The organism is Deltaproteobacteria bacterium, from assembly GCA_029860075.1.
GTDB lineage: Bacteria > Desulfobacterota > JADFVX01 > JADFVX01 > JADFVX01 > JAOUBX01.
In genome coordinates, this window is record JAOUBX010000005.1 from 72,724 (window position 1) to 86,339 (window position 13,616).

At 40.2% G+C, this 13,616-nt stretch carries 13 protein-coding genes; 9 read left to right on the plus strand and 4 right to left on the minus strand.

The window, feature by feature from the left end; genetic code table 11:
- The first annotated feature begins 30 nt into the window (after positions 1–30).
- From OEV42_02725 to OEV42_02765, 9 genes are all read left to right on the plus strand, one after another.
- The gene (locus OEV42_02725) at positions 31–435 is read left to right on the plus strand and encodes a hypothetical protein (protein MDH3973171.1); all 405 of its coding nucleotides are present in this window, start codon (positions 31–33) and stop codon (positions 433–435) included.
- Positions 436–467: 32 nt separating this feature from the next.
- Positions 468–1,577, plus strand: coding sequence for a DegT/DnrJ/EryC1/StrS family aminotransferase (locus OEV42_02730; GenBank protein MDH3973172.1), 1,110 nt, complete (start codon positions 468–470; stop codon positions 1,575–1,577).
- Complete coding sequence (locus OEV42_02735) at positions 1,574–2,344, plus strand: class I SAM-dependent methyltransferase (GenBank protein MDH3973173.1); 771 nt, start codon at positions 1,574–1,576, stop codon at positions 2,342–2,344. The genes OEV42_02730 and OEV42_02735 overlap by 4 nt, the downstream gene beginning before the upstream one ends.
- Before the next feature lie 11 nt (positions 2,345–2,355).
- On the plus strand, positions 2,356–3,651 hold the full coding sequence (locus OEV42_02740; protein ID MDH3973174.1) for a hypothetical protein: 1,296 nt from the start codon (positions 2,356–2,358) through the stop codon (positions 3,649–3,651).
- A 107-nt stretch (positions 3,652–3,758) separates the two neighbouring features.
- Positions 3,759–4,370 (plus strand): methyltransferase domain-containing protein, encoded by a 612-nt coding sequence (locus tag OEV42_02745; protein MDH3973175.1) that lies wholly within the window; start codon positions 3,759–3,761, stop codon positions 4,368–4,370.
- A 25-nt stretch (positions 4,371–4,395) separates the two neighbouring features.
- Positions 4,396–5,706: a B12-binding domain-containing radical SAM protein gene (locus tag OEV42_02750; GenBank protein MDH3973176.1), complete on the plus strand. Its 1,311-nt coding sequence runs from the start codon at positions 4,396–4,398 to the stop codon at positions 5,704–5,706.
- A complete protein-coding gene (locus tag OEV42_02755; protein ID MDH3973177.1) occupies positions 5,678–6,724 on the plus strand; it encodes a glycosyltransferase in 1,047 nt (348 codons plus the stop codon). The genes OEV42_02750 and OEV42_02755 overlap by 29 nt, the downstream gene beginning before the upstream one ends.
- Complete coding sequence (locus OEV42_02760; GenBank protein MDH3973178.1) at positions 6,711–7,640, plus strand: glycosyltransferase; 930 nt, start codon at positions 6,711–6,713, stop codon at positions 7,638–7,640. The genes OEV42_02755 and OEV42_02760 overlap by 14 nt, the downstream gene beginning before the upstream one ends.
- Positions 7,637–8,611, plus strand: coding sequence for a glycosyltransferase (locus OEV42_02765; protein MDH3973179.1), 975 nt, complete (start codon positions 7,637–7,639; stop codon positions 8,609–8,611). Before OEV42_02760 ends, OEV42_02765 begins: the two co-directional genes overlap by 4 nt.
- A gap of 72 nt (positions 8,612–8,683) precedes the next feature.
- On the opposite strand, the gene OEV42_02770 is transcribed toward OEV42_02765, so the two are convergent.
- The 4 genes from OEV42_02770 to OEV42_02785 form a co-directional block, all read right to left on the minus strand.
- A complete protein-coding gene (locus OEV42_02770; protein ID MDH3973180.1) occupies positions 8,684–10,042 on the minus strand; it encodes a hypothetical protein in 1,359 nt (452 codons plus the stop codon).
- 74 nt (positions 10,043–10,116) lie between these two features.
- A complete protein-coding gene (locus OEV42_02775; protein MDH3973181.1) occupies positions 10,117–11,457 on the minus strand; it encodes a hypothetical protein in 1,341 nt (446 codons plus the stop codon).
- 37 nt (positions 11,458–11,494) lie between these two features.
- A complete protein-coding gene (locus OEV42_02780) occupies positions 11,495–12,448 on the minus strand; it encodes a glycosyltransferase (GenBank protein ID MDH3973182.1) in 954 nt (317 codons plus the stop codon).
- Positions 12,445–13,599, minus strand: coding sequence for a glycosyltransferase family 4 protein (locus tag OEV42_02785; GenBank protein MDH3973183.1), 1,155 nt, complete (start codon positions 13,597–13,599; stop codon positions 12,445–12,447). Before OEV42_02785 ends, OEV42_02780 begins: the two co-directional genes overlap by 4 nt.
- Positions 13,600–13,616: the final 17 nt, after the last annotated feature.

The following is a 13,616-nucleotide window of genomic DNA, read 5'->3' on the forward strand; positions in this document are numbered from 1 at the left end:
TTTTAGTTATTTAATATAAGGAGGAAGCATTTGAAGGGGAAAGTTGAAAAAGTTGTTGATGGGCAAAACTTGCTGTCCATCATCATTTATGCTGGTTATGCCAAGGAAGGAATAGAATTTTTTACACCAAATGAATTTTCTCAGCAGCTTGCATACATGAACCGACCAGTTGGATTTCAGATTGAACCACATGTCCATAACTATGTGCCAAGAAAGGTCCACTTTACTCAGGAAGTGTTACTTATACGCAAAGGAAAGATCAAGGTTGATTTTTATTCACAGGATAAAATGTATCTTGAAAGCCGTGTACTTGAAACGGGTGACGTGATATTGCTGGCTTCTGGAGGCCATGGGTTCACTATGCTTGAAGCTACCGAAATAATTGAAGTGAAACAGGGCCCTTATACAGGAGATGAAGATAAAACCAGGTTTTAAGGGATAACACACCTTCCCAATAAGGATTGATAATGATTCCCGTGAATGCCCCCCTTCTTGATGGTCGTGAGAAAGAACTTCTTCTGGAGTGTATAGACAGTGGTTGGATCTCTTCAGAAGGTCCCTTTGTCAGGCAGTTTGAAGAACAATTTTCTGCAAGAGTTGATCGCAAATATGGTATTGCCGTAGCCAATGGTTCTGCTGCCCTGGATGTTGCTGTGGCAGCGATAGGTATTGGCAAGGGCGATGAAGTCATTATGCCGGCTTTTACGATTATTTCGCCGGCTGCCTCTGTCGTAAGAGCAGGTGGTATCCCGGTTTTGGTGGACAGTGATCCTTTTACCTGGAACATGGATATCTCCCAGGTTGAGAGAAAGATTACCGAAAAAACGAAGGCGATTATGGTTGTTCATATCTATGGTTTGCCCGTAGATATGAATCCGCTTATAGAGATTGCCGAAAAGCATGGACTGAAAATTATCGAGGATGCAGCCGAGATGCATGGACAGACCTATAATGGGAAACCGTGCGGAAGTTTTGGAGATATCAGCACTTTTAGTTTTTATTCAAATAAACATATAACAACAGGTGAAGGGGGGATGGCAGTAACAGATGATGAAGGATTGGCAGAAAAGTGTAGATACTATCGCAACCTCTGTTTCCAATCTAAAAAGCGATTTGTTCATGAAGACATGGGGTGGAATTATCGGATGACGAATATGCAGGCAGCACTCGGTCTGGCCCAGCTTGAGCGCCTTGATGAGTTTGTTGCCAGAAAACGGCATGTAGGAGAGTTCTATACCTCTTTGATATCAAATATCCCCGGACTGCAACTGCCTTTGTCCCAGACTGGCTATGCTGAAAATATCTATTGGATTTATGGATTGGTACTGAACAAAGAGATCCCTTTTGATGCCGGAGAGGCTATGCGGCGACTTAGAAAAAAAGAGATTGGAACACGACCTTTTTTCTGGCCCATGCATGAGCAGCCAGTGTTTAATAAAATAGGACTTTTTGATGGAGAGAAACATCCGGTCGCAGAATGTTTGGCTAGAAGGGGCTTCTATATACCCAGTGGCCTGGCACTTACAAAAGAACAGATGGGTCAGGTGTGCGGTGTGCTAAAGGAGGTTCTCGGATGAAGGTTTTCGGGAACGGTTACGCCGGTTTCTACGACACACTTTACGCGCAGAAGGACTACGTGGCTGAGTGTGACTACCTGGAAAGGCTTTTTGAGAAGTACTCCGGCACTCCTGTGAGCTCCGTACTTGATATCGGATGCGGTACGGGCGGACACACTGTCGTGCTGGCTCGGCGCGGTTATGAGTGTGCGGGAGTGGATCTTTCCCCCGGAATGCTCGATCGGGCAAGGGAGAAGGCCGAAGAGGCGGGGGCAGCTGTCGAATTCATTGAGGGCGATCTTCGTGACTTTGACTTGGCGAGGCGTTTCGGCACCGTGATTGCCATGTTCGCGGTGATGGGGTATCAGACGACAAATGAGGACGTTGAGAACACGTTAAGGACGGTTAGAAGGCACCTTGGAAAAGGAGGACTCTTTATCTTCGACATATGGTCGGGTCCGGCAGTTCTCAGCCAAAAACCGACGGACAGGGAGAAGTTTATTGAAGGGGGAGAGCCGGACGAGAGGATATTAAGGACTGCAAAGCCCCGGCTCGATATACTGAACCACACAGTGGAGGTCGACTATACGGTTGTGCGTACCAAAGGTAAAAAGATTATAGATGAAACAAAGGAATCACATCTAATGAGATTTTTCTTCCCGCAGGAGATGAAATACTTCCTTTCGAAAAACGGGTTTGAGCTGGTAGTCGTGATGCCCTTTATGGAGTTTGACAAAACCCCCTCAGTAAAGGACTGGAATGTTCAGTTTGTCGCAAGGGCTTGCTAATGAGCGGTTAAATGGGTAAAAGTGCGGCACTTAATAAAAAGGTAGCGTTCTTTGTATATGATTATATCCTCAGTGAATCGCCCACAATTGTATATAGCGCCCTGGAGCTTGCGAAAAATGGGTTTCAGGTGGATATATTCTACAATAAGCGTATTGACGATAGAAATGTATTTACTAATGATAATATAAGTATAAAATTCCCTCCAATGCCTTCCGGCTCCGAGGGTATGAAGTTTGATATCGCGGTGGGGGTGCATGAAAACAGGACAGGTGGTCTCGTCCATAAAGCAAAACAAGCCATTAAGTCTGCAATGCCGTCGGTCATATTGAAAATAATGTATTGCTTTTTTTCTTTGTACCATCGGATATTTGCCTCCTTTAACTTCTATTATGGAGAAATAAAATTCATCAGACAGATAAAGGGGATAATAAACAAGGATTATTATGATTGCTTCATAGCAGTGGAGCCAGAGGGACTGTTGCCATGCACATATTTTTCCATCAGGCACAAGGTACCCTTAATATATTTCAGTCTGGAACTTAATAATCTTTCCTGGGACAAGAAAAGACCGCTTTTTAAATTTTTTGAAAGGCTTGGGAATAAACGGGCAATTTGCACAATTATTCAAGACGAGGAAAGGGCAGGGATTTTGCTGAAGGATAACAGGGTTGAAGACCAGGAGGTAATAATTCTACCGGTTTCGGCACGTGGTGCTGCCTACAGGAAAAAATCCAATTATCTCAGAGAAAAACTTGGAATACCTGAAGACAAAAAGATTGTCCTTTATGCAGGCTGTATAAGTGGGTGGGCAATGTGTGTTGAATTGGCAGAGGCTTCATCCAAATGGAATGAGGAGTTTGTGCTTGTGCTGCATGGGCCTCGTCATGAAAAGGATTGCCTTGAAAGGTTGATGCCCTATACCGAAGACGGCAGGGTAAGGCTGTCCCTGGATTGGGTTCCTTACGGTGAACTGGACGCACTAATTTCATCAGGGGATGTTGGGATTGCCTTGTATAGAGGTGATGTTCTCAATAATCGGCTCATTGGCGCTGCGTCTTCAAAATTTGCCCAGTATTTAAAGTGCGGAATACCGATAATAACCAATGATTATTCCAGCATTAGGAAAGTTATTAATAAATACAAATGTGGAGAATGCATTGCAGACATATCAGAAAGCGGTATTGCAATTGAGGAGATATTTGGAAACTATCTTACATACAGCAAAGGCGCTTATGAATGTTATGAAAAAAGATATAATTTTTCCAGTAATTTCAAACCTGTCATTGATAAGTTGTCCACCCTTTAAGAGTGAGTATGTTCACAAGACTGGCGCGGATATTTTCGACCGAGAGAATTTTATTGCACAAGGTGTATTGCCATCATCTTAAGAAGAACCCTCGAGTATCTTATATAATGAACTATAATGGGCACGATTATCCTTGTGATACTATATTGACTGACAAGGTACGATCCCTTCCGAGTAATGAAAGGTACGTGAAAACCGGCTGGTATGAACTGATGTTGCTCCGTTATGGACTTGCCATGAGTTACGGCGGAGGCAAGGATATCCTGGATACTTGCAGTGGTCTTGGATGGGGGGCTTTTCTAATGGAAGGGGTTTGCAGAAGCCTGACATGCATAGAACTGGACTGGGAGTCGATTAAGTTCTCCAATGCTGTATGGCCCTGCAAACATGTAAATATAGTCAATGGGTCTGTACTTGAAATGCCCTTTTCGGGAGATTTTTTCCATTTGGTGACGGCAATGGAGAGTATCGAACATTTTTGCGTAGATGACATAAAGATTTACCTGAACGAACTATATAGAGTACTCAAGCCGGGCGGCATGCTGGTGGGAAGTTCATACTTTACCGATACTGAAGACGACGCGGAAAAAGTTTGTTCGAAAAATAAATTTCACCTTCATATCTGCACTCGTGCAGAGATAGAAAGGCTGCTTACAGAGGCAGGTTTTAACAATATAAGAATATATAATAATAAATTATTCCTGACCGCAAGAAAGTAGGGATATATTCTATGGCAGATGTGCAATGAATATACTTATGATGACATCTCCGGCGCCAAAGATCGCGCCGTTCTGGACCTCAGAGAAGAGGCCCCCGCTGGGGGTGGGCTACCTTATTGCCGTACTCAAGGCAGAAGGCCACAATATCTTTTTTATAGATAACTATCTTGAACCTGGTAATGTTCTTGAAACCGATTTCTTATCAAAAAATAAAATAGATTTTGTTGGAATATATTCCAACACGATATGTTATCAGGAAACAGTCTCAATGTTTATTAAATTGCAGGAACTTAGAGAAAAAAAGTTGTGGCATGGAAAAATTGTTGTTGGTGGCCCCCACACTTCCGTCGGTCTGGATACTATCCCTGAATTTGTTGATCATATAGTTATAGGAGAAGGAGAATTGTCCGTTCCAGAGATAATTTCTGGGAAGCAAAAAAATAGGGTGGTTCGTGGGAAACCTGTTATGGATATGGACAGTCTCCCTCTTCCTGCATGGGAGGAATTTATTTATAAACCTTACCTTTGGAAGCATTCATGGGTTGATGCTTATCCGTTATATACTTTTAACACGAGCCGTGGCTGTCCTTTCGATTGCAACTTCTGTTCTGTTCAGTCAATTTGGGGACAAACATACAGATATATGTCGGCAGGAAGAATTGTGTCAGATATTGTTTACATGATGAAGTATTATGGACTAAAGGGAGCCTATTTTAGAGAAGATCACTTTACTCTCAAGAAATCAAGAATCGTAGAGTTTTGTGAGTTGCTATTAAAGAAGAATATAAGAATAGACTGGCTATGTGAAACAAGGGTAGACAATTTATGTGATCTGGAGTACCAAAAGCTCATGGCCAAGGCTGGATGCAAGGCTTTCTATATAGGTGTAGAAAGTGGCAGTCCCAGGATGCTGGAGTTTTTCAAAAAAGAAGAGACTGTAGAACAATTTACAGAAGCATTCCATATGGCTAAGGAAGTGGGGATAAAAACGTATGCCAGTTTTGTTGTCGGAGCTCCAACTGAAACAGAAGAAGACAGGAAGATGACGGAAGATCTCATCTCTACTATAAAGCCTGATTATACTGGAAAGAATGTTTTTGTTGGTATCCCTGGCTCGGAGCTTTACGATTATGTTAAAAAAAATCGGCTTTATGAATATGAAGATTTGAATAAGGTATTGTATTTGAAGGGGCATAATAAGCGCGTTGATATTTACTATGGCGGGAATCCATACTTAAAAATCCCAAATTCGACAATAAGAAGGAAGATATTGGCTTTTGAGTTAAAGAATAGAGCTATTGGATTATATGGCCGGCTTAGAAAAATATTGCGGTAATTTAAGCAATCCAAAAGTTACAGTCCTTATGTCTGTCTACAACGGAGAAAAATATCTCCGGGAAGCGATTGATAGCATACTTGATCAATCCTTTAAGGACTTTGAATTTTTGATTATAAATGACGGATCGATAGATAAAACTCATGAGATACTCAAATCTTATGATGGCACCTGTCTTAGAATCATAGAACAGGAAAATATGGGCTTAACCAAATCCCTTAATAAGGGTTTGTCGCTGGCCAAAGGACAGTATATTGCCAGAATGGATGCCGATGACATTAGCCTCCCCCATCGACTTGAAAAACAGGTCAGGCTTATGGATAGGGAGCCAGATATTGGAATTTGCGGAACATGGGTCAAGACTATCGGTGACTCAAAAGAAGATATTTGGCGTTACCCGACAGAGCCAGAGGTTATAAGATGCCGGATGCTTTTTGAATCGGCACTTGCACACCCATCTGTCATGATACGGCGAAGTTTTTTTATCAATAACCATCTGAGCTATGATGAGAAGCTCCAGTGGGCGCAGGATTACGAATTATGGGTCAGGTGCTCAAGCCTTTCCACTTTGAAAAATTTAGAGGAGGTACTTCTTTTATACCGCAGCCATCCTAATGGGGTGGGGAAAAGGTCATCCTGCGAACAAAGGGCTGCAGCTAACCTTGTAAGGAAGCAACAGCTCTCACAGATTGGTTTAAGGCCGGACTCGGCAGAGTTTAATATTCACGAACGTTTGAGTTATTACGATTTTGAAATTTGTAAGGAGTTTGTTGAAGCGGCCAATTTATGGTTGATGAAATTGCTGGATGCAAACGGTAAGGTGGGCTACTATCATAATTCAGATTTTGAACAGGTTTTGGCCAAGAGGTGGTATAGGGTATGCACAATGTCATCAGGGCTTGGTCTCTGGGTATGGAAGACCTTCTGTCAATCGTCGTTAAGTAAATCGGCTGGGCTGAATTTTGTTCAAAGGGCAAAACTCATGGCGAAGTGTGGAATGAAATATGGAGCAATCTGAACCGGATATTTCTATTGTTGTCTGCACATACAATCGTGCCGAGCTTCTGAAGGGTTGTCTCGAGAGCCTTGCCCATCAATCAGTTGAGGAATCTGACTACGAGGTTATCATTGTGGACAACAACTCGACTGACAACACCGAAGACATCGCAAATGCCTTTGCCGAGAGGTATCCAAATTTTTTTTACGTGAAGGAAGCTAATCAGGGGCTGAGCCATGCCAGAAACAAAGGATATATGGAGGCCCGTGGTAAGTACGTAGCTTATATCGATGACGATGCAAGGGCTGAGGCGAGATGGGCGGAGTTAATTGTGGAGGCTTTCGAGATAGTAACCCCTGCCCCAGTGGCCGTTGGCGGGAAAATCCTTCCGTGGTATGATATCCCCCCGCCAACGTGGTTTTCAGATAGTGTTGAGATGAGAAGTTGGGGGGAAGAGAAAGGATTTTTAAAGCAGCCAGACGCGCAGTTCGGTTTTTCCGGATCAAATATGGCTATTAATAAATCTGTTCTTGTAAAATATAATGGCTTTTCTGCTGATTATGGCATGCTGGGTATTATGATGGGATTTGGGGAGGAGGCTGAGCTATTTTACCGCATTTATAAGGAGCACCCCCTATTCTGGTATGACCCTGCCGTTCAGGTGAGACATCGGGTGCCGGCTGAAAAGATGACTCTGTACTACCAGATTAAGCGAAGCTTTATGGCGGGCATTGCTAAGGCAGGCATTGTCGAAGAGAACCGGTTATTTGGAATATTTAAGATGTCGATGCTCATAATACTCAAAATCGGCATATTGCCGCTTCGCATTAACTGGCTTAATCACAACCGGAAAAGAGGGCTTTTAAAGTGTGTCGAACCTGTAGCCTCCCATGCAGGCTTTTTAAAAGGATTAATTTCCCGAACATCTAACAGATGAGCACTATATTTGCTGAACAAATGTCAAATGACCGTCATAACACCACCATGAACTATCCGGTTGTAAGCATTGTTATCCCAACATTTAACCGTGCCCACCTTTTAGGCCTTGCTATAAACACTGTTCTTAGTCAAACTTATAGAAATTTTGATCTGATTATAGTAGATGATGCCTCGGCAGATAATACGGAAGATATTGTAAACAGTTTTAATGACAATAGAATAAGATATTGTAGGCATGAAAAGAATAGAGGAGGTTCGGCAGCCAGGAATACCGGCATTAAGGCTGCCAGAGGAGAATATATTGCTTTTTTAGATGATGATGATGAGTGGTTACCGAGAAAATTGGAACAGCAGGTAGCAAAATTTTCCGAGTCATCGGAAAAAGTTGGGCTGATTTATTGTGGATACGCTTGTGTGTACCAAGATAGGGTTGTATCAGAAATTATTCCTAAGTTAAAAGGGAGCATTTATCGAGAGACTCTGCAATCTTGTATTTTAGGTGGTCCTACTGCAATCGTTAAAAGGGAATGTTTCGATAAATCTGGATTTTTTGATGAAGATCTTAAAGCTTGCCAGGATTGGGACTTGTGGATCAGAATTGCAAAATTGTATGATTTTGATTTTGTGCCTGAAATACTTGCCAAGTATACTCTCCATGGCAATCAGGTGTCAGCAGGTTTGAATAACCGTATTTCAGCAAGGGAAATACTTTTGGATAAATACAAAGATGATTTGAAAGCATTTCCATCTGTCTTATCTCATCATTTACAGCGGCTCGGTTCTCTCTATGCACTTGCTGACAAGCGTTCTGAAGGACTTAAATTTGTCCGCCATGCAATTCAGATTAACCCATTAAATTGGAAGAGATACCTTCACTTCTTACTGCTTTTTTTTTCCTCCGCTTTGTATAAAAAACTTCTGTGCAGATATGGTGTACAGAGAGAAGGAAATATTATTCTATATCATTAAAAGGTACTAAAGAGAATCTTTTGTCAATAATAGTTATTTAGATCCTATGGCCTGTTTTTCCCTCTGAACACCTTATTTATTTGAAGGATCAACAATCAGTATATCTCTGCATTTAAGTCCTCTGCGCATACAAATAAGCTTAAGAACGCTATACGTTTGATTTACACTACCAGTCTTCCTTAAAGTAAGATCATTATTTTCAAGCTTTTTAATAAGATCTTCATATCTTGAAGGGTGTATGCCAGCATATTCTATACTGGATAAATTATCCAAAATTGCATGTCCTCTGACTGCCAACATAATCGTAAGTAAAAATACTAGAGCAAACTTTCCTATAGGATTTTTGAGATGTTGGAAAATAACATCAAGTCCGATAGCAACAACAAAGAATATTAAAACAATCAATATCAGACCTCTGCGAATTCCAGAATGATCTCCCGAAAGAAGTAAAACCGCTATAGCAGATAAAATTGTCAACCCAATGAGAATTGATTGATCGCGCATTATGGTTGAGTAGAGTTTTATAATACCCAAAATAAATGGAACAAAAAAAATAGCGGCCCCTAAAATTCCAAAAGAAGGAAAATCACCAAAGTTGAGATATGAAGTTGGTTTTATAAAGAGATCTTTTCCAATTAGAGATATTGCGTCTATAATACAGTAATAATCTGGACAATAGTTTCCCGCACCTCTTGAGGGTATAGGATTCCCGCTTATAAGAAAATATGGCCAGATATAAATTGTCACTCCAAGTAATCCATAAATTGCTCCTCGCCCCAATCTGAAAAGGTCGCTACCTCTGTGGCAATATATTGCCCACCATAAAGCTGTAGGAAAAAAGGCGAAGCCGGCACCGTATATAGAAGCAGCCATCGCAGAAAGGAAAAAAACAGCAGTTACTCTTAACTTGTCATTATTAAGGGTTTTGAACCTTATTAAATAAAGAGCCAGAACTCCTGGGACCAGTTCCATGCCCATATCAATGCCTATGATCGAATAGTTTATCAAGGTAGGGTTGAAAACTAGAAATAAAGCGCAAATAAAAGACGAGCTTAGAGATAGGTTTAAACGATATTTACAGAATAAAAAGCTTATTACTGGTAGAAATGAAGATATAAGAAGCTTCGTTTCTCTCGAGTAATAAAGGTCGAAGTTTGCACTGTGTGATGATAGCCAGAAAAGAAGGTAAGCACCGAAATTGGAATCAAAATAATTAAATTGTTGTAAGCTTTCAAGCGATAATACCGCCCCAAAAGCACAGTTTAATTCTTCATCCAATATATAACCATTGAACATTTTGTGAACTAATGGCCATCTAGTTATAAAAGCTGTTACATACAATATCAGCGATATGGTTACGATATACAATGTTTCAGCTTTCTTGTAAAAGTTAATTTTCAAATCTAATCTTTCAATGGCAGGAATCTTCAACAGACATTTTGAATAACACATTTATAAAAAACCTTACTTGTATTAATTTACTTTGCCAGGTAAATATGAGCACTCTACTTGTTTGAAGAATCAATGATTTGAATGTTATTGCAATTAAGCCTCCGGCGTTCGCAAATAAGTTTCAGGACGCTATACGTTTGATCAACTCTTCCTTGTCCTTTCACCAAAACAACATCTTCTTTTTTAAGCTTTTCAACCATATTTTCGTATTTAGAAGGTGAAACACCTATGGGATCTAACTCTGAGAGGTTATGGTAAATAGAATAGCCTCTATATGTAATGATAACGATTAACAATATAGCCAATGAAAGTTTGAGGGTGGTATTTTTTATAAGTTGGAAAATTGTGTCAAGCCCAACAGTAGTGACAAAAAATATTAGAACAATAAGGACAAGACCTCTTCTAATTCCCGGGTGATCTCCCGACATAAGTAAAACAGTCATTGTCGATAAAATTGTCAATCCTATAAGAATTGACTGATCTCGCATTTTTTTGGAGCAAAGTTTCTTAATTCCTAAGGCGAAGGGTAGAAAGAATATAGAAGCTCCAAATATTCCAAATGATGGGAAGTCTCCAAAATTGTGATATGAGACCGGTTTGATAAGGAGGTCTTTAGCTATTATCAATGCTGAATCAAAAATACATGGTAATATGGGGCAGTAGTTTCCTCCCCCTCTGGATGGTATAGGATTTCCGCTTATAAGAAAATATGGCCAGATATAAATTATTACTCCTAACAGCCAATATATTCCCCCACGGGTCAATCTGAAAATATCACTACCTTTGTGGCAATAAATTACCCACCAAAAGGCGGCAGGTACAAAGGCAAAGCCGGCGCCATAGATGGAAGCAGCCATCGCGGAAAGAAAAAATACAATAGTGACTCTTATCTTATCCTGGTTTAGATTATGGAATCGTATGAGAAAAAGAGCCAAACATCCAGGAACAAGTTCCAGCCCCATATCATTACCTATGATCGAATAGTTTATTAAAGTAGGGTTGAAAGTTATAAGCAAACCACAAATCAAAGACGAGTTGATAGAGAGATTTAAACGATATTTACAGAATAAAAAGCTTATCACAGGGAGAAATGAAGAGATAAAAAGCTTGGTTGTTCTTGCATAATAAAGGTCAAAATGTATGATATCTGATGATAACCAGAAAAGAAGGTAGGCTCCAAAATTGGATGCAAAGTAATCGAATTGTTCCAGATTTTCAAGTGATAATACCGCTCCAAAGGCACAACTTAATTCTTCTCCCAATATATGACCATTGAACATATGGCGAACTAACGGCCACCTGGTAATAAATGCCGTTACATAGAGTACAAGCGATATGGTTACGACATACCATCTTTCAGCTTTGATATATGGATTTATTTTGTCGGGTTCCATAAATAATTTATTTCTTTATTTGTCAAAAGTTTTATTGTTATCCCCCTATAGATTTCAGATGACCAGCTTGAATTTTCTTTAAGTTGAGAATAAGTTTTGTATTGGCTTTAATGTAATACCATGTGTTGACTAAAGGTTCTCTCATAATCACAGCATTAAGGAGGTGCAATAGTATCTCTCCCAGGTTGCCCCACCAGTAAAAGAATCGATTTTTATCTACAGAGCTGTATGAAAACCAATACTGATAGACTGTCTTGCGAAGGATCTTGTTTTTTTCAGGAAGCCTGTTCTTGTCCGATTCAAAATGATAAAGCCCCGCTTTCGGATAAAAATAGAGTGATCCGGGATATTTTTTGAATATACGGTAACTCAGCATCCTGTCTTCTCCAAAGGACCATTTATCAAATTTCTCTTCAAAGGTAAATTCAGAAAAAATTTCTCTTTTATACCAGCTAAGTCCTGAGAGCCATTCTGCCTCAAGTGTCTGATCTGAATCATAACATTCGATATTCCTGCTTGATTTTAACAGGATAAAGCCTTTCCTGAAGGAGTTTAATCCAAAAAAAGAGGCAGCCATTTTATATATGACAGGTAATGCGCCCTTTCCGAAGAGATTTTCCCGAAAATCTCTGTAATTAATTATTTTGCCCATTCCTCCGATGGCTTGAGGGAATTCCTTATAAAAAGCTTCTATTTGTTCAATATAATCAGGCAGCAGCTTTGTATCGTCATCGAGGAACGCTACAATGTGGCCCTTCGATTTTTGTATTCCCATATTTCTGCTATGGGTTCCTGATTTGACGGCGCTGTGAAGGTATTTGAGGGGTAGTTTCCGCTCATAAGACATACACAGTTTTTCTGTGTTCTCATCATCTGACTGATCTATAATGAGGATTTCACAGGGTGATTTTGTTTGAAGCAAAAAGGAATCAAGGAGTACCCGAAGATCTTCTTCTCTGTGCAGTGTTGCTATAACAACGGATACATTCATGCACTTGTCCTTAGAGATTTATAGGCATCTATGGTTTTGGTGACAAGATTGTCCAGCGTATAGTTGCTTTTTACCGTTTCATATCCCCTGATGCCCATTTTTGCTAATATATTTTTATCTAAATTTATAATTTCGGCAAGTTTATTAGCCAATGCTTCAGGATTATTCGCTTCTACTTTCCAGCCTGTCTCTGAACTTAATATGTCGGCATTATCTGCCGCATGAGTTGTTAGTACAGGCAGTTTTGACGCCATTGCTTCGAGAAAAGTAATCGGTTGTCCTTCACAAAGGCTGGGCAAAATGAATAGGTGGCTGCTCTTATACTCTCTAATTAAGTTTTCTCCTCTTATTTTTCCCCGAAATATTATTTGCTCATTTAATCCGTACCGGCTTGTCATTTTTTTATATTTGGACATATCAAAGCCGTATCCTATCAGGTGCAGTTGCACTTTTTTTCTATCCAGCAAGGTTTCCTGTTTATCTTTCAGTATTTTTATTGCTTCAATAAGTGTGTCTATCCCTTTTTGCCAATGCAGTCTTCCGACAAAAATGATTTTAAGATAATCCGCTTTTGTTTCACCGCGGATCATATCAAAATCATGGATTGATACACCATTGGGAATGATTTCAATATTTTTATTTACATTTCTATATTTCAAAAAACCCTTTGCAACAGAAATTAACTTGTCATAACTGATTTGAGTAAGTATCCACTTTTCTATAAAATAATCAATATTTTTGACTCCCCTGTCCAGGTTCATTGATCCGTGGACCGTAAAAATAAGTGGTTTTCCCGTCAGGTATGAGGCCACTTTGCCCATGGCGCCTCCCAGGATGGAATGGGCGTGGATCAGGTCATAATCTTTTTTCCTGTTTTCAACCGCAACTTTCCATGCAACGGTCCACAGCGTTGCAATTCGCCCCCATGTATTGCTTAAGCGGGTTGCCGGAGCGACTCTTATAATCCTTAATTTACCATGGAAGTATTCTTCATTGTCTTTGCAGGTCCTGGAATTATAGATAAGTGACCGGGTGAAGATGTCTACCTCGAAACCATGATTGTTTACCAGGCGGTAAGCAATTTCACGCACATGGCTTTGGCTGCCACCGATAAGGGGCTCCCAAATATCTATTATGACTGCTATTCTCATCGTTTACTTAAGGGAAT